This is a genomic window from Rivularia sp. PCC 7116 (genome assembly GCF_000316665.1).
Classification (GTDB): domain Bacteria; phylum Cyanobacteriota; class Cyanobacteriia; order Cyanobacteriales; family Nostocaceae; genus Rivularia.
Window position 1 is genome coordinate 7,018,600 of record NC_019678.1, and the last position, 17,485, is coordinate 7,036,084.

Here is a 17,485-nt window from a genome sequence, read left to right on the forward strand (position 1 = left end):
TATGTCCTGGCGGACACGCTCCGCTAACGCTGCGTCTCTGCGGTTTTTTATTAAATTTTTTTTAATATTCGACCCATTTAGATCCCCCCAACCCCCCTTAAAAAGGGGGGCTATTTGATTAATTACATCACCTTATCTGGGGTAATTGGTAAACTGCGAATCCGCTTACCTGTAGCATGATAAACAGCATTTGCTACCGCAGCAGCAGCCCCCGTAATTCCAATTTCACCGATACCTTTTGTACCAATAGGATTGACATGATTATCAACTTCTTCGACCATTTCTATGTCAATATCGGGAATATCGGCATTTACGGGAACGTGGTATTCACCTAAGTTTGCATTCATTACCCGACCGAAATTTGGATCGACTACGCTTTCTTCCATCAATGCCATACCGATACCCATGATGATACCGCCCATAAATTGCGATCGCGCTGTTTTATGATTAAGTATCTTGCCGCAAGCGAAGGCTCCCGTACAACGGTTGATACGCACTTCACCAAAATCTGGATCTATTCTTACTTCTACAAATTGAGCGCCGAAAGAATGTTTGGAATAATTTTGTTCTTGCTCTGGCTGAAAACTGTAGTCGGCTTCGATTTGTTCGAGATTATTTTGCTTGAGTATTTGTGAGTAGTCTTCAATTGTCAAAGACTCGTTTTTGTCTTTACCGGCAAGTTCTAAAACTTTTGCCTGTAAAGCTTTTGCAACACCATGTACCGCAGAACCGACACTGCCCACGGTGGCAGAACCACCACTGACGGGTGCTTGTGGTAATCTGGTGTCACCATATTCAAAGCATACTTTGTCAAAGGGTAAACCTAAGGTTTCGGCAATCAGTTGTGCCATCACGGTAGCAGTACCACCACCCATTTCGTGTGTGCTGCTTTGTACCACAACGCTACCGTCTGAGAGCATTTTAGCTTTAGCACTAGCGGGGAAAACCATTACAGGGTAAGTCGCAGTTGCCATGCCCATACCGATTAAATAACGCCCGTCGCGCATCGAACCAATTTCGGGATTGCGTTTCGACCAGCCAAATTTTTCAGCACCGACTTGGTAACATTCTTTCAGTGACTTACTAGACCAAGGTATATTCTTAGCAGGATCGGTATCTGCATGATTGCGTAATCTTAATTCTACGGGGTCAATTTTCAAAGCATAAGCAAGTTCATCCATTGCCGATTCAATGCCGAAAGTTCCCGAAGCTTCCCCAGGGGCACGCATAAAGGTTGGTGTAACTCGATTCAAACGTATCAAACGCTGGGAAGCCTGTAAATTTTCACAAGCATACAGCATATGACTAGCAATGGTGAACGGTTCGACAAAATCATCGTACATCGAAGTATGAGAAACACCATCGTGGACAATTGCCGTTAACTTACCATCCTTAGCTGCCCCTAACTTAACGTTTTGTTCGGTTTCGGCGCGATGTCCGACTACGTTAAACATATCTTGGCGAGTCAACACTAACTTTACCGGACGATTGACATGACGAGAGGCGATCGCTGGTAATAACATATGCGACCAAAAAGCACCTTTACAGCCGAATGCACCACCGATAAACTGACAAATTACCCGCACGTTTTCTTCGGGGATTTGTAAACTAGTTGCTAAAGCTTTTTTTGTACCGTAATTATTTTGCGTAGAGGTGTAAACCGTTAATTTATCGTTTTCCCATACAGCAATTGTTGCCGAAGGTTCTATGGGATTATGGTTTTCGGTGGGTGTTGTGTAAACTTCGTCTACTTTGATATCCGCTTTTTCAAAAGCATCTTGAGGATTACCCCGGATAAAAGTTGGTTCTTTACCAAAAACTGTCTGCGGCTCAAATTCTTCATTCCGGTGCTTTTGCATCTCCACTATTGGAGTTTCTTCATCATAGGTAACTTGCACCAAGGAAGCAGCATAAGTTGCTTGTTCTAAAGAATCTGCTATTACTATTCCAATATGTTCGCCGCTGTAATAAACAGCATTATCTTGTAAAGGTGAATATTCTTCTGCTGCCGTACCACCTTTCATAAAGGATTTTAAGGGTTCAAATTTTGGTGCATTTTCATGAGTAATGATGCCGATAACGCCAGGTAAACTTTCCGCAGCGCTGGTATCGATACTTTGAATTTTTCCTCTTGCAATAGTGCTGGGAATACCAACAGCATAAGCTAGATTTTCTTGAGGAAATTCAGCCGAATAATGTGCCCCACCTGTAACTTTAAGACTACCATCAACGCGATTTAAAGGTTTTCCGATTGTGTTAACCATAACAATTTTAGATTTTGGATTAATTCTTCTCAGCGCTATTCTGCATTTCAAAAAAATATTGTATTTTAACGCAAAGGCACGCAAAGTAAGCGCAAAGGTTCGCGGAGGGTTTATTCTGCTAAAGTCGTTAGTGCCCTTACTATTGCTCTTTTCGCTAGTTCGATTTTGAAATTATTATGCTGATAACCTTGCGCTCCCTGTAATGCAGTTTCTGCTGCTTGTCGAAATACTTCTTCTGTTGGGGAAGCACCAATTAAAATTTCCTCAGCATTTGTTGCTCTCCAAGGTTTATGAGCAACCCCACCCATTGCCAAACGTGCTGTTTTAATGGAATTATTTTCAATTTCGAGTGCGGCAGCAACGGAAACTAAAGCAAATGCATAGGATGCTCTATCTCTAACTTTTAAGTAATAAGACTTTGCCCCAGAATTAGATGGAGGTAAATCGACAGCAGTAATTAATTCGTTTTCTTGTAAATTAGTGTCAATATTTGGCGTATCTCCCGGTAAGCGATGAAATTCTGTCGCCGGTATTTCTCTTTCTTCACCGGATGCATTAACTACTCTAACTACAGCATCCAAAGCTGCTAATGCGACACACATATCTGAGGGATGAGTTGCAATACACGCATCGGTTGCACCTAAAATAGCGTGAATTCTGTTGAAACCCTCTACCGCTGGACATCCAGAACCCGGTTCTCTTTTATTACATGGTGTTGCGGTATCGTAGAAATAATAGCAGCGGGTTCTTTGCATCAAATTTCCGCCAACTGTCGCCATATTGCGTAATTGTTGGGTAGCTCCAGAAAGAAAAGCTTGTGACAACAAAGAATATCTTTCCCGAATCAAAGGATGATTTGCAGTCGCAGTATTACGAGCTAACGCACCAATACGCACCCCACCATTGGGTAATTCTGTGATATCAGCCAGCGGTAATTTAGTAATATCAATTAAACTATCCGGTACTTCCACACCGGATTTCATTAAATCGAGTAAATTCGTACCACCACCGATAAACTTGGCTTGGTTATTACTGCTTAATTCTTGTACCGCAGCATTGGAAGAATTAGCTTTTTGATAATTAAATGGTTTCATGTTTTTCAGTGAGCAGTGAATAGTTATCAATTGGTAATTGAGCATTGGGAATTGGTAATGATGAGAGGGGGTAGAAAGGGTAGAGGGGGTAGAGGGGGTAGAAAATTTCTATTCCCAACTCATTACTCATTACTCATTACTCATTACTCATTACTCCTAACCTTTGACCTGATAAGCTTCTCTAACAGCAGCCACAATATGGGGATAAGCGCCGCAACGACACAGGTTTCCGCTCATGCGTTCGCGAATTTCGGTGTCGGTTAATTCAATTGATGCGGTTGGGTTGGCTATTTCTTCTAAATCAGTTACCGTACTTGCTTGCCCTGCTTCTATTTCTGAAAGTAATGCCACCGCAGAACAAATTTGTCCCGAGGTACAGTAACCGCATTGAAAACCATCGTTATTTACAAATGCAGTCTGCATTGCATGAAGTTCATCACCATCAGCAAGCCCTTCGATAGTTGTAATCTCATCCCCTTCATGCATAATTGCTAAAGCCAGACAAGAATTTATTCTTTCTCCATTAATTAATACTGTGCAAGCACCACACTGTCCGTGATTGCAGCCTTTTTTACTACCAGTTAAATTTAAACGTTCTCGCAGCGCATCAAGAAGAGTAACGCGGGGTTCAATGTTTAAAGTATGTTCTGTACCATTAATCTTTAATTTCACCGGAACGGTATCAACACTTTTGCTTTGTGCATTAGTTGATAGCGGATTTGGCTTTGTTGTAGTCATTTTGATAATACGTGTCCCTCTCGAAAAATATTAAGTCCAGACTTTGGGGAGTAGCACTATCTAAAGAGATAAGTTAAGCAAAATACATAAAACTTTAAATAACTAACAACTACTAATATTCATTTTACCGATAGTAAACAGCTAGCATTATTGATAAGACCGATATTGTCACAATATTATTTGACAGTAGTAAAACCCATATCTATTATCTATATCAATCTAAATCTAAATCGCAATATAAATATGGCGATCGCCGCAATTACTTGCTTATATATTTAAAGGTCAGGATATTGAAAAATATGCTCGGTTGATGACGTGGAGAAAACTGAACTATATAATCAAGTGATTTCTAAATTTCTCAACCAAAATTTCAAATAAATGCCTGTGAAGTAAATAATTTAATAGCAACGAAAGACAGGTCATTTGTTTCGACCGCATTTCTCTAAAGATGAGCTATGAATCTATAGCTTTATCAGAATATTTTTTATCAAAATAAATCTAATCAATGCTCAATCAAGTTGGACAAAATAGTACATCAACAACAAAAATAATCTAATAATATTATTCGTCGAATTAGTTCATCAATTTAGTTCTTGTTTTTTGTTGTTTTTGCAAATCTGCTTGTTAGCTTTATTATGAGCATGTAGTGTTTTCTAACCAATTGCCATTATTTACGAGTCTAATGGCTAGTGGCGAAAGCTGCTAAATACGTAAACATATGGGCTACTCGCAAAGCAAAAACTATGACTTAAGAATGAAAAAAATCTTGTCGAATAACCGATAAATATCCATCAAGGGAGTGAAAATTAACCGGTTGAACGTTTTTGGCTACCAAATTCCCATAAACTATGATTGGTAAACCATTATCGAATCACCGAATCGGAGATACCCGAAGTGACTGAAATGAACAATGTAGCTTCTGTCATTCAGGAATCAACTCGCCGGGAATTGCGGGATTTAGTACGAACTCAATTGCAAATGCTGCTCGAACAAGGAGACTTGCGGGGTGCAAAAGCAATTCTCGTACCGGTACAACCTGCGGATACGGCGGAGGTGATTGAAGGTTTACCGGAAACGATGCACGCTTTAGTGTTTCGCTTGCTTTCTAAAAATGAAGCAATTGAGGTTTATGAGTATCTCGATCGTAGCGTTCAAGAAAAATTGATAGAGGAATTTCGCTCTCAGGAAGTGCTTGATATTGTTGATAAAATGTCACCTGACGATAGAGCGAGATTATTTGATGAATTACCGGCAAAAGTTGTTAATCGTCTCTTAGAACAACTTAGTCCAACTCAAAGACAAGCTACTGCTCAACTCTTGGGTTATGAATCCGGTACCGCCGGAAGACTCATGACTCCTGAGTTCATTTTGCTCAAGGAAAATTTTACCGTAGCGCAAGCTTTGGAAAGAATTCGCCGTCAAGCTAATGCTAGCGAGATGATTTATTATCTTTACGTTACGGATAATGCTAGGCATTTCACCGGAATTGTTTCGCTACGACAATTAGTAACGGCTAGAACAGATCAAACAATTGATGAGATAATTAATCACGATTTAATCTACGTTCATACAGATACAGATCAAGAAGAAGTTGCCAGAGTTATTCAAAAGTATGATTTTCTAGCCGTACCTGTAGTAGATAAAGAAAAACGTTTAGTCGGTATAATTACCGTAGATGACGTTATAGATATTATTCAAGAAGAAACTACAGAAGATATTTACGCTCTGGGTGGTGGCGTACAATCTAACGGTGATAACTATTTTCAAACTGACTTATTTACTGTCGCTCGCAAGCGGGTAGTCTGGTTATTAGTTTTGCTCGTAACTAATACCGTTACGGGAACGATTATTAAATCTGAAGAAGATATTTTACGAAAAGTAGTAACCTTAGCTGCTTTCATTCCCTTACTTACCGGTACGGGGGGTAACGTCGGCGCTCAATCATCTACGGTGGTGATTAGAGGCATGAATACCGATGAAATCCGTAGTTTAGGGACGATTCAGGTAATTGCTAGGGAAGCCCTCGCTGGTGCAATCTTAGGAGTAACATTAGGAGCGATCGCCACTTTATGGGCATTTTTACTACAAGGTAACTTACAAGTTGCGATCGCAGTTGGTAGTAGTTTGGTTGCTATATCGATTTTGGCTTCAGTTTCGGGTTCCTCGCTACCGTTTCTATTCCGCTTTATGAAACTAGATCCGGCATTAATGTCTGCACCATTTATTACAACAGCGGTAGATGTTGCAGGTGTATTAATTTACTTTGGTTTAGCGCGGCTGATTCTCAATTTATGATTAAAAATTGTTATTAAACACAAAATCAAATTTTTAATTTATTATTCGCTATTTAACTTGTTCTTTGGCTCTAATAAGAAATAATAAGCTTAAAATTGTTACGCACCAACAGGATTTTGTGACAATTGCAGCCATTCATGTTTTATGTGTCAACGCTATGGTGCGTTAGATGATGTTTTAAAATTTTTCGTATTAACAGATAGATCCAGAGTGCATCTAACACACCCTACAATGTGTTCGTTGCTAAGTTAAAATGATGCGTTACGGCAACATAAAATTTCAAATTTATGTTTGCAGATGCTTATGCCGTAACACACCCTACAATTTGATAACTGATAACTGATTTACAAATCTGCTGGAGTATCGGGGGCAACAACTTCCCCAGTATTAATATTCAACCTTGCATCAGGAGTGGTAATTAATTCGTTCAATTCGGAAACTTGCAAATTCATTTCACTACAAGCATCGCTTAATTCTTGTCTAAATTTATTTAAATCATCACCATAGCCACACTGAAGAGCAGCAGTTTCTATTCCCTGCTTCGCGTTTGCTTTCGCGCAGTCTACTAAATCTGTACCTTTTAGTGGTGTAGGAGATGCCATATTTATATTTGTAATCGGGTTAACAATAATATTGCAATATTAACAGTAGTTGTCCCTATGCTCATCTCTCAAATGGTTGAACAGCTTTTAGGCTATTAGGAAGAAATTTTGCTGAATTAGTAACTGATAGTAAGAATGTCAAGATATTTTGCATTCATTTGCTTGTTTGATTAGGCGAACTGTAGTTAATCACTGATAATTAATAATGATAAATAACTAGCAATTGATAAGATGCTTCATATATCTGATTTAGAACAACTGGAGAAATTTCGTTATCTTCAATCAGACTTACGGGATAGATGGAAGTGTGTAGAAGGTGATGAAAGCGATACAAGTGATGTTGATATTTTAGTAATTCCTTCTCTTAGTCTCGATCAACGCGAACTTAAAAAAGTTGAAGGTTACGAACATTATGAAGAACGTTTGTTGTTTGCTTTAATTCGCTTGTGGAACCCACGCAATCGGTTAATTTATGTGACATCGGTTCCTTTACATCCTAGTATTATCGATTATTATTTACAGATGTTACCGGGAATCCCTTTTTCCCACGCTCGCAATCGTTTGTTATTGCTTTCTACTTATGATTCTTCCCTCAAACCTTTGAGTCAAAAGATTTTAGAGCGTCCCCGGTTATTACAGCATATTCGACATGCTTTAAGAATAGATAAGTCTTTTATGATATGTTATAACTCCACTGGTTTTGAAGGACAATTGTCTTTAAAACTGGGAGTTCCATTGTATGCTGCGGCTCCAGATTTGCAAATTTGGGGGACAAAAAGCGGTTCTAGACAAATTTTTGCCGAATCTGAAGTTCCTCATCCAGATGGTAGCGAACTTATGTGGAATATCTCAGATTTAGCGGAAGCTGGGGCAAAATTATGGGAACGTGAGCCATCTTTAAAAAGGATGGTAATAAAACTAAATGAAGGCATTTCTGGAGAAGGAAATGCGCTGTTAGATTTAAGACCGATGCTTGAATTTGCTCCCTCGAAAGCATCTCACCAAGAGAGGGTAACGAAAATTACTGAAAGTTTCAATAATATGAGTTTTCAAGCAAAACAAGAAACTTGGTCTACATTTTCCGGAAGAATACCCGAATTAGGAGCGATTGTAGAAGCTTTTGTGGAAGGTAATATTAAGCTTTCGCCCAGCGTTCAGGGAAGGATTACACCGACTGGAGAAGTCGAAATTCTTTCTACTCACGACCAAATTCTAGGTGGCCCCGACGGTCAAATTTTTCTCGGATGTAAATTCCCTGCTGATGAAGATTATAGATTGCAGTTACAGCAATTAGGTTTACAAATTGGTCTTAAATTAGCGGAAAAAGGGGCTTTGGAAAGGTATGGTGTAGATTTTATCGTCGTCAAGCAAGACGGAAGATGGGATATTCAAGCAATCGAAATCAATTTACGAAAAGGTGGAACTACTCACCCCTTTATGACTTTAAAATTACTTACCAACGGTCGTTACGAACCTTCTACAGGTTTATTTTATTCTCAACAAGGACGACCAAAATACTACATTGCTACCGATAACTTGCAAAAAGACCGCTATCGGGGACTTTTACCCAACGATTTGATGGATATTATTGCTCAACACAGATTGCATTTCGACACCGGAACAGAAACTGGAACCGTATTTCATTTAATGGGTTGTCTTTCAGAATTTGGTAAATTAGGATTAACCAGCATCGGTGATTCCCCCCAACAAGCAGAAGAAATCTATAACAAAGTAGTAAAAGTTCTTGATGAAGAAACCCCCAACAGCGATGATGATTTCTCATCGCTATCAAAACAAACTTTCCCCATTTCTTGGGAAGGGTTTAGTTGATGAATTGGAAGTTGGGAATTGGGCATTGGGCATTGGGCATGGGGGATTGGTAATTGGTAATTGGTAATTGGTAATTGAAAGTAAATTCTCTCCCCCTCTTCTCCCCCTACCCCCTCTCCCCTCTCTCCCCTGTTGTCACATTTTCTTGAAAATAGAAAATCAAAAAGCTTTCTGTGGAAACTAGCTATAAGTGAAAGATATAAAAGAGTGCTTCGCTACTAAACCGCAAAAATACAGATCAAAATTTCTTGGTGTGACTCAACTTTCTTTAACTTTTGACTCCTAATTCTTAACTCCTAAATCCCAAATCCTCATCTAAAATCGAGAAATCCATGCCCTGCGCCCAATCCCCAATGCCCCATGCCCCATGCCCAATTCCCAACCCAATTTAAATGCGATTCACTGCGTAAATCCAAATTGTTCCCGCCCTTATCCCCAACCTTGGGGAAATAAATTTTGTCTTGCTTGCGGTTCGCAGTTGCAACTTCAAGATAGATTTATTCCTCTCGAACGTTTGGGTGCTGGGGGTTTTGCTCGCATTTATACGGTTTGGGATGTCAATACACAAACAGAAAAAGTTTTGAAAGTGTTGGTGGAAACTTCTCCAAAAGCACTGGAATTATTTGCCCAAGAAGCAGAAGTTTTACAGCGTTTAAAGCATGGGGGTGTTCCTAAAGTTGAAGCTGGTGGGTATTTTTTCCATAATCTCTCAAATTCAGTTCAAGAGCTAGATTTACCTTGTCTGATAATGGAAAAAATCAACGGTCAAACTTTGGAAGAAGTTCGTTATTTATATCCGCAAGGTTGTTCTGAAGAATTGGTATTGGATTGGCTCAAGCAAGCGGTAGATATCCTGCGACATCTCCACGAACACATGATTATTCACCGCGATATCAAACCTTCCAACTTGATGCTGCGTAATCCTGCTTCCAACTTAAAAAACTCTCAGTTGGTAGTAATTGATTTTGGTGGTGCCAAACACTTTAGCGTTGCAAGTTCTCATCGCCAATCTAGTTCTACGCGATTATTTTCTACTGGATACAGCCCACCAGAACAAGTTACCGGGCGCAATGTTGGTCCCACAGCCGATTTTTACGCTCTTGCCAGAACAATGATTGAATTGCTAACGGGAAAAAATCCTCAAGAATTAGAAGATATCCGTACAGGAACATTACGCTGGCGGGCAGCATTAAAATTTTCAGAATATGGCAGTGATGTCAATCCTCTTTTGGTAGACTTACTCGACGACATGGCACAAGAAGAAGTGCGATCGCGTCCGGAAAATGCGCTAATTATTCAAAAACGTTTATCACAGATAATCAAATCAACATCATATTTACCAGCACATCCGCGCAAAGGGTTTTTTAAGGGAACAAAAGAATTTATCCAACAATTTATTTCAGGAACAACTCAAGGTGTAAGCAATACTACACTATTCGCTTTTAATATAATTACAGGAATAATTCGCGGTAGCTTTGAAACTTTGTGGACAATAATCTTAGCCTGTATTGGCGCTTGTATAGGTACAGTTGCAGGTTTTTTCCTCGCATTTGCCACGGCTTTAGGCGATAAAGTTGGAGAAGTAGTAAGTAATATACTGATAGCTTTCACATCAACTCCTCAACCCGTATTAGGTTCGGAGATAGTATTATTCGCAGTATCTGGGCTGACAACAGCTTGGGCAATAACTTTAGCAGGAGGTTTCAATCAAAGAAGAAGATTTTTGATAGCCTCCGTAATGGGAATAATTGGATATAGCGGGGGTTGGTTTATCTTACAGCTAATACCACCGCAACAAGGAGAAGGCTGGGTAGGGCTAATACTATTTTCCATCTCCTTACTCACCTTCGGCTTGGGGCTTCGCTCTCATCACATTATCCATGCAATCATGACTGCATTTGGTACGGCGATTATTTTTGCAGGGTTAATAAACTTAGGTTTATCGCCAACTATATTAAATGCAGCAACTCCCTTCGATATATCGCAATTGTGGATAAAATTAGCCTTCTTTTGTATGTTAGGTAGCTTTACGAGTTTTTGGTTGGGAGTCAGTACCTACCTAATCGTTCCTGCATTGAAAATTTTGGGCTGGAGATAATCAGTCAACAGTGAACAGTCAACAGTGAGCAGTTAGGAATTATCAATTCTCAATGTAGTGGGAGCGTCTCGCTCCCTAGAAAAATCTCAATGCCCCATGCCCAATGCCCAATCCCCCATGCCCAATGCCCAATGCCCAATCCCCAATTACCAATTACCAATTACCAATGCCCAAAAATAGTGAATCCCTCCGCCACCATATAAACTGGGCTAGAGGGATTCGATAATTCGTTGACTATAGAACTTTCGGTATATCTCTTGATGTCCCTATTTTAAGATCTGTATGTGGGATTGAGTAGTCCAAAATCCACTATTTACAACTTTTTTATATTTTTTTTATCAATCCTTTATACTTGTTATATAATTAGCGGCTTGTATATGTAAGTATAGCAATACATAATTGTTTAAAACCCCTATCTTGATAAGTATCTCTAAAGAATATGAAATCAGCAATTGTAGCTAGTATTACTTTGTTAGCTTGTTTTGGCTTTATGGAACAAGCAAAAGCATTTAATCCACAAGATGTAGAACGTTTTAAGGCTAATGGTGCTTGTCCAAGATGCGATCTAAGTGGTGCTAATTTGTCACAAGCTAATCTGTCAAAAGTAAACCTACGGGATGCAAATTTGAGGGGTGCGGATTTAACAGGCACAAATTTATCCAATGCCGATCTCACAGGTGCTGATTTACAAAATGCGGTATTGATTGGTGCTAATCTTTCAGGTGCTTCTTTAATGGGTGCTAACTTGCGATCGGCTTCTATGGAAAATGCCAATCTTTCTTTTGCTGCTTTAATGAGTGCTAATTTATCAGCAGCTAACCTATCTGGAGCGAATGTATTTCTAGCAAACTTCCGTGGGGCAAATTTCCGATTAACTACTTTGAGAAATGGTGTAGTTTCATCTGACAAACCTTACTGGTGGTCTTTACAATCAGAAAGCCTTAAAGACTGTAATAAGTTTACATCTGAAAATGCTCGCGGTACAACTTGTTATAACGAATAAGTTCGTTTGATAATTGCTGATTGCTAATTTATAACTAATAATTACATTTAGATTTTTATTAGATATACCCGGTGATTTATGACCGGGTTTATTTATTTTTAAATAGCAGTTTTACTTGGATAGAATACAGATAAACCTCACCCCGTCTGTAGGATGAGTTGATTTTTATGTGAGTTGCTATGTCTCCACTTCAAAATCATGACAATATTGCGACATAAAATCTCTAGCTAATTCTTTTATTAAACTTAAATCCAAGTTTAAAGGAATTTTTAAGCCTAATCTTATACTAGCTGCATTTTGTATCCTATACATTTCTGCCCAAGGTCTAACAAAGATACCATGATTTTCAAGTTGAATAATTAAGCTAATAATATAGCCTTCTAAATAACCGCATTCTTTTTCTAGCTGTTGTTTGTCATTACCTATTAACTTTAAATTTAAGAATATATCCGATTCTTGCTGTAAATTAATTGGTTCAAATAATGATGACCAATCAAGATTACCGGCTGCAATCTCTTGAGTCATTTCTGTAGCTCTTGCAAATTCACCAGATAATATTTCTGCTGTCGAACGAGTGATATTGCGAGCAGTATTTTGACAAGGTTCTATTGATGTAATTATTGGTAATAAATCCCTTGGCACTTGTACTGAATATTGCTTTCCTGCATCTGTTAAAGCAATCGGTTGTCTCCAATTGTATTGATTGAGATGATTAAAGAAATTAGCAAGTAATTTATCCGGTTGAGTATGATTTTTATCGCAATACTGGCAACTCCAAGCACTCAGTAAAGCCCAAGACAAGCCACCCAAGAAACCCCAATTGTTGCCGTAGATTCGGCGGGATTTTGCCCATGCTCTAACAGCCCGTAACAACCATTGAAATGAATCAAATGGCACATATTCCTGCACGAATTCTCTAATAAAATCAGCTTCCCAACAACCGATAATAGCCATCTCCGATTTTGTTGGTTTAGGATTAATGCCCGATGCCCAATTCTTATCAACACCTGTATAAAGCAAATCAAGAGATATTCCTTCTAACTTCAAACGCAACAATGGCACTTTGGCATCTAAAACTAGTTGAATACTTTCGCAAAGTCCTTTTAAACGTTGTTGTACGTTTTTGAGAAAATCATCCCCAGATAAATAAGTAGGAATCTGACAAACAACGTCTAAGTCGCTTTCGGGACTTTCTACTCCCAAACGATAAGAACCCAATAACTGTAAATTTGGTTGAAAACCTAAACATTCTTTACAGGCTTGACTAACAATTTCTAAAACAGTATCGCGCTGTATTTGCTGTGCTTGATTTAATTTTGGTTGGAGTTGATTGACTAAATTAATCAATTCAGAAGGAATAATATCGCTTGCTTCTGCTCCTAAATCAATAATACGTCTTACTTCAAAAGCTTCATTGCCTCGACGACTAATTAAAGCTATAGATTTAACGGTGAAACTTCGAGGATGCCATTGGGGTAGTTTTGCAAAAGCTTCTTCTGGAGTAGAAAATTGTCCGACACTAAGATGGGGTGTAAATCCTGCATCCGATTTACGACTTTGTTCGTTGCATTGAGGAAATAAACTTTGTAGTAATGCCTGTAATTGATGCAAAGCAGTTTCCGGTTGGGCGATAGGATGCAACCAAGCTGTAGAACTTTTGCGGTGAGTAAATGTCTCAAAGTTGTTTAAGTTAACTGTAAATGGCTGTATTTGAGCAACTGCTGAGGTAATTATTTCCGCAGCTTCATCAAAATAAGATTCTGGTAGAAAACCGTAAATCAAATTAATATGTGGCATCCAACGTTCAAATCTTGCATCGTAACGCTGACGTATTGTTTGGATTGCTGGGACAATATCTTCTGGTGGAATTATTACAATAGCGCTTTGATAGACGGGAGCAATTGTCTTTAACTCATCCCTGATAACCTCACCCCCTTCCCCTCTCCTTGTTAAGTAGAGGGGTGTCGCAAGGTTTTCTTCCCCTCTCCTTGATAAGGGCGGGGTGAGGTTTTCTTCTTCCCTTCTCCTCGATAAGGAGAGGGGTGTAGCAAGGTTTCCTTCCCTTCTCCTTGACAAGGAGAGGGGTGCCCGGAAGGGCGGGGTGAGGTTTTCTTCTTCCCTTCTCCTCGATAAGGAGAGGGGTGTAGCAAGGTTTTCTTCCCTTCTCCTTGATAAGGAGAGGGGTGCCCGGAAGGGCGGGGTGAGGTTTTCTACAACCGCTCGTATACCAAAATGGTCTGAGGGGAATATTTTTTCTTCGGTATTATCTACAGGTTCAATAGCAAATAAGTCTACAGACTGCGGTACCCAGCTATCTTGCTCGCTACACATCAAAATCCGGTCAAATCGTGCTGCTTCTCCTGCCAAACTCATTAATTCTGCTAAAGGATTTAGCTGCGGATTGAAAGTATAACCTGCTTCATCAGGACGTAAATCCTGCCAAACATCAACAAAACTACTAATATCTGGTACTTGTTCTTGGAGATTATTTCTAGTATTAAAATCACCAACAATAAAGTAATTTCCTGGCTGCTTTCGCAGATAATCAACTACAGTTGTTAATTGGTATTTTCTTTTTTTGTCAGCATTTTGAGCGCGATTGCTTGTCAAATGCACCGCCGCAACCTGTAATAACTCACTATTGATAAACCAGCTTCCCACTAATACATGCTTATGAGCAGAAAACTTATGTTCGACTAATGTATATGGCAAACGCGACAACAATAAATTAGCAAATGTTTGAATATTTTCAGCCGTACTTGATTCAGAAACATAATAATCCCGTACCCAATCTTGGGCTAAGAGAAACCTGACAAAATCTGGTGTTGCTTCTTGAATCGCAATAATATCCGCATCGCATTTACGCAATTCTTCAACAATTACCGGCAAACGTTTTTCAGTTTGGATTTTCTCCTTTTCATAAACATCACATAGCACATTGAAACTAGCAACTGTTAAAGAATTTGATTTAACTGACTTTGATAAATAATCAATAGCTTGCCAACCATCAACTTTGTATTTATAAACAGGCTTTGTACTAAAAGTTGCGGGTTGTTCTTTTATATCTGAAGTACTTTTATCGGTTTCATCTGCTTGATTGTTATTCCACGCAAAAGCCGGTAAATGTCCGCTGGAAATCAAATCCAAATGCTGCTCTCTATCCCAAACAACAATATCTTGAGCGCGAATATAGCGGATACGATGCCAAGGGATATCGCCATCAGCAGCCCAATGAGCCAAAGGTTTTTCGCGAATACCGCTTGCAGAAACCCTGTCTTCAAAACCAGCAATAAAAACATTGCTATCAAGACGAGAATCCCAAATAATTCGATTATAAATTTCCCAGCTAGTTGCCATTTTTGGCTTATCTTGTTTAGACATGATTTTAATTTGGTAATTGGTAATTGGGCATTGGGAATCATAAATTTTTCTCCTCCCTCTCTTCCTCAACTCGCAATCCAATCCACGCGGTGCGCTTCAATAATCGTCGGAACTTCCAAACGATTTTTCATGCGGTAGAGTACTTTTTCTGGCACTTTATCGGTACGGGTTTTGTTTCTTTTCAACAAGTTTGACCAAGATGTTTCTAGATAAACAATGCGAATATCAGCTTGGTAAGCTGCAAATAAACGAATCAACATTCCCCGTAATTGCTTGTTTAAATTAGTTGCATTCCAAACAAAAGAAACTCCTGTTCGCATATATTCTTTCGCCAGATATTTAGCTGCATTTGCAACTTCACCTTGATTATCACCTGGTTTAATACCCATTTCGCGACGCAAGTCATCCAGGGATATGACTTTATATTCTGGTAAATTTTCTTGAATCCAAGTGTCTTTTCCCGAGCCGGGTAATCCTGACATGATTACTACTTGAAAACGAGTATCGTCATAAGCGTGATAATCAGGATTACCGTTTTCTTTTTGGAAATATATAAACCGACTATGGGCTGATGGAAACAAGCGTGGTTGGGAAAAACAATTGTTTTCTCGGCAGAATTCACGAAAGAAATCAATACGTTCAAATAATTGATTTTGGTCATTACAATAACGTCCCCTTACATCAGCTTCTGCGAGCATAGCTAACATATCGCAACGAATAATTTGGCTGGCTTTAATAACAGCTTTTTGCGGATTTAATTTATCCCAAAACCATAAAGGTAAACTTCCGTATTTTACTAAAGAGACAATTTCTTCTCTTTGTTGAAAAGGTACGTTTAAATCCCAAAGAATTTCTTGTGCCATTTTTGCACCTTGTAATACATGCCCCTTTGAACTAATGGCACCAGAATCTTCTATTTTGGTAGCCTTTGGTTTTGCGACATCGTGTAATAAAGCCCCAGCAAACAGCATCGAGCGCTGTATTTCAGGTAAAGCTTGCCATTGGGGTAATGCAATCAAAGCTTCACACACTAACTTTGTATGAGTAAGAACATCACCCTCCTCGTGATAGCGTGCATCTTGCGGGCAATCAGCAAGTACTCGCAACCACTCAAATTTATTTTCTAATTCACGCCAATTTATGGCAAAATCACCCTTATTTGGGCAATAAGGAAAAGTCCACATAGTATTAGTTAGTAGTTAGTGGTTAGTGGTTGGTGGTTAGTAGCGAATAAAGAATGATGATGGAGTAATGGAGAGAAAATTATTTTCTTACCCCCTCTACCCCCTCTCCCTCTCTTCCCCCTCTACTACTCCCTGATAACTGCTCGCTAAATAAATCAACACCATCACACAACTGATTCGGAATTATCGGACGATTCAGCCAATGTCCATCTGATTGTTGAATGGTGGTTAAAAAGCTCGAACGCACGTATTTATAACGATTTATAACCGTATCTGCCGATTCAATTTTGATGTATAAACCTTCAATTACAGAGCTTCTATCGGTTTGTTGTAAAGAGCGTTCGACATCTAGCCCTTTTTCTAAACAAATCTTTTCAAAGTTCTGTAAGTGTTCGGAGGTTTGATAATATGATTTTCCTAAGAAACTAATTAATTGTTTATAGGATTGAATTTCTCCAGCAAATAAGAGGGGTACGGAAACTATCGGCAAACCTGCTAATAGCTGTTTTCTTTTAGCAGTACTTAGAAATACTTGTTTTTCTAAATCAAGCACATCGAATTCTAAGAAATAATGAGGCAAAGCATCGTAAAATACCGTATGTTTTGCATATAGCCATTCTCCGTAAAGAATATAGCGACTACCTAATACTTCCCAAAAACTAGCAACGTGAGTATTAGCCCACTGCTTGAACAAGTTGAAGTGCTTTTCTCGCGCTCCACCAGTTAAATAGTGTCCCCGACTTTGCAGTTGAATTTGTCCGTCAGCACTGAAGCTAATTGCAGCATTCGCACCATCTACTTTTTCTTCAACTACTGCATAGCGCTGCTTAATTTCTGCAAAAGGGATATCATTTAAATCTTCATCCCCAGGTTGCAATCGCGAACCCTGAATATGATGGGTACGCGGATATTTATAAATTTGTTTCATTGCTTTTAACTCTTAATAAGTTCAATCAAAGATAGGAATTACGCAAATTGCATATACTCTACGTGTTA

General features: G+C 39.0%; 11 protein-coding genes. 4 read left to right on the forward strand and 7 right to left on the reverse strand.

All coding sequences use genetic code 11. From position 1 onward, the window contains the following. Positions 1-122 precede the first annotated feature (122 nt). The 3 genes from RIV7116_RS27015 to RIV7116_RS27025 form a co-directional block, all read right to left on the reverse strand. Positions 123-2,264 (reverse strand): xanthine dehydrogenase family protein molybdopterin-binding subunit, encoded by a 2,142-nt coding sequence (locus RIV7116_RS27015; protein WP_015121507.1) that lies wholly within the window; start codon positions 2,262-2,264, stop codon positions 123-125. Between the two features lie 110 nt (positions 2,265-2,374). Further along, positions 2,375-3,358, reverse strand: a complete 984-nt coding sequence (locus tag RIV7116_RS27020; RefSeq protein ID WP_015121508.1) for a xanthine dehydrogenase family protein subunit M — start codon at positions 3,356-3,358, stop codon at positions 2,375-2,377. A 156-nt stretch (positions 3,359-3,514) separates the two neighbouring features. After that, the gene (locus RIV7116_RS27025; RefSeq protein WP_015121509.1) at positions 3,515-4,096 is read right to left on the reverse strand and encodes a 2Fe-2S iron-sulfur cluster-binding protein; all 582 of its coding nucleotides are present in this window, start codon (positions 4,094-4,096) and stop codon (positions 3,515-3,517) included. A gap of 903 nt (positions 4,097-4,999) precedes the next feature. Between RIV7116_RS27025 and mgtE the strand changes: the two genes are divergently transcribed. After that, a complete protein-coding gene (mgtE, locus tag RIV7116_RS27030) occupies positions 5,000-6,391 on the forward strand; it encodes a magnesium transporter (protein ID WP_015121510.1) in 1,392 nt (463 codons plus the stop codon). Positions 6,392-6,735: 344 nt separating this feature from the next. On the opposite strand, the gene RIV7116_RS27035 is transcribed toward mgtE, so the two are convergent. Further along, positions 6,736-6,993, reverse strand: coding sequence for a hypothetical protein (locus RIV7116_RS27035; protein ID WP_015121511.1), 258 nt, complete (start codon positions 6,991-6,993; stop codon positions 6,736-6,738). Between the two features lie 231 nt (positions 6,994-7,224). Here RIV7116_RS27035 and RIV7116_RS27040 point away from each other — a divergent pair, with 231 nt between their 5' ends. The 3 genes from RIV7116_RS27040 to RIV7116_RS27050 all read left to right on the forward strand — a co-directional run bounded on the left by RIV7116_RS27040 (position 7,225) and on the right by RIV7116_RS27050 (position 11,924). After that, entirely contained in the window at positions 7,225-8,823 is a 1,599-nt protein-coding gene (locus RIV7116_RS27040; RefSeq protein WP_015121512.1) for a peptide ligase PGM1-related protein, read from the forward strand. 367 nt (positions 8,824-9,190) lie between these two features. After that, positions 9,191-10,921, forward strand: coding sequence for a serine/threonine-protein kinase (locus RIV7116_RS27045; protein ID WP_015121513.1), 1,731 nt, complete (start codon positions 9,191-9,193; stop codon positions 10,919-10,921). Between the two features lie 439 nt (positions 10,922-11,360). Continuing rightward, positions 11,361-11,924, forward strand: coding sequence for a pentapeptide repeat-containing protein (locus RIV7116_RS27050; protein ID WP_015121514.1), 564 nt, complete (start codon positions 11,361-11,363; stop codon positions 11,922-11,924). A 177-nt stretch (positions 11,925-12,101) separates the two neighbouring features. Here the strand turns inward: RIV7116_RS27050 and RIV7116_RS27055 are convergent, their stop codons facing one another. The 3 genes from RIV7116_RS27055 to RIV7116_RS27065 form a co-directional block, all read right to left on the reverse strand. Then, entirely contained in the window at positions 12,102-15,305 is a 3,204-nt protein-coding gene (locus tag RIV7116_RS27055; RefSeq protein ID WP_015121515.1) for a poly(A) polymerase, read from the reverse strand. Between the two features lie 65 nt (positions 15,306-15,370). Beyond that, positions 15,371-16,489 (reverse strand): AAA family ATPase, encoded by a 1,119-nt coding sequence (locus tag RIV7116_RS27060; protein ID WP_015121516.1) that lies wholly within the window; start codon positions 16,487-16,489, stop codon positions 15,371-15,373. 79 nt (positions 16,490-16,568) lie between these two features. Continuing rightward, positions 16,569-17,417, reverse strand: coding sequence for an RNA ligase family protein (locus RIV7116_RS27065; protein WP_015121517.1), 849 nt, complete (start codon positions 17,415-17,417; stop codon positions 16,569-16,571). Positions 17,418-17,485: the final 68 nt, after the last annotated feature.

What these genes read in the sequence shown, in the direction of transcription:
- RIV7116_RS27015 (WP_015121507.1), bottom strand. Translation starts at nt 2,264, where the DNA reads ATGGTTAACACAATCGGAAAACCTTTAAATCGCGTTGATGGTAGTCTT.
- RIV7116_RS27020 (WP_015121508.1), bottom strand. Translation starts at nt 3,358, where the DNA reads ATGAAACCATTTAATTATCAAAAAGCTAATTCTTCCAATGCTGCGGTA.
- RIV7116_RS27025 (WP_015121509.1), bottom strand. Translation starts at nt 4,096, where the DNA reads ATGACTACAACAAAGCCAAATCCGCTATCAACTAATGCACAAAGCAAA.
- mgtE (WP_015121510.1), top strand. Translation starts at nt 5,000, where the DNA reads ATGAACAATGTAGCTTCTGTCATTCAGGAATCAACTCGCCGGGAATTG.
- RIV7116_RS27035 (WP_015121511.1), bottom strand. Translation starts at nt 6,993, where the DNA reads ATGGCATCTCCTACACCACTAAAAGGTACAGATTTAGTAGACTGCGCG.
- RIV7116_RS27040 (WP_015121512.1), top strand. Translation starts at nt 7,225, where the DNA reads ATGCTTCATATATCTGATTTAGAACAACTGGAGAAATTTCGTTATCTT.
- RIV7116_RS27045 (WP_015121513.1), top strand. Translation starts at nt 9,191, where the DNA reads ATGCCCAATTCCCAACCCAATTTAAATGCGATTCACTGCGTAAATCCA.
- RIV7116_RS27050 (WP_015121514.1), top strand. Translation starts at nt 11,361, where the DNA reads ATGAAATCAGCAATTGTAGCTAGTATTACTTTGTTAGCTTGTTTTGGC.
- RIV7116_RS27055 (WP_015121515.1), bottom strand. Translation starts at nt 15,305, where the DNA reads ATGTCTAAACAAGATAAGCCAAAAATGGCAACTAGCTGGGAAATTTAT.
- RIV7116_RS27060 (WP_015121516.1), bottom strand. Translation starts at nt 16,489, where the DNA reads ATGTGGACTTTTCCTTATTGCCCAAATAAGGGTGATTTTGCCATAAAT.
- RIV7116_RS27065 (WP_015121517.1), bottom strand. Translation starts at nt 17,417, where the DNA reads ATGAAACAAATTTATAAATATCCGCGTACCCATCATATTCAGGGTTCG.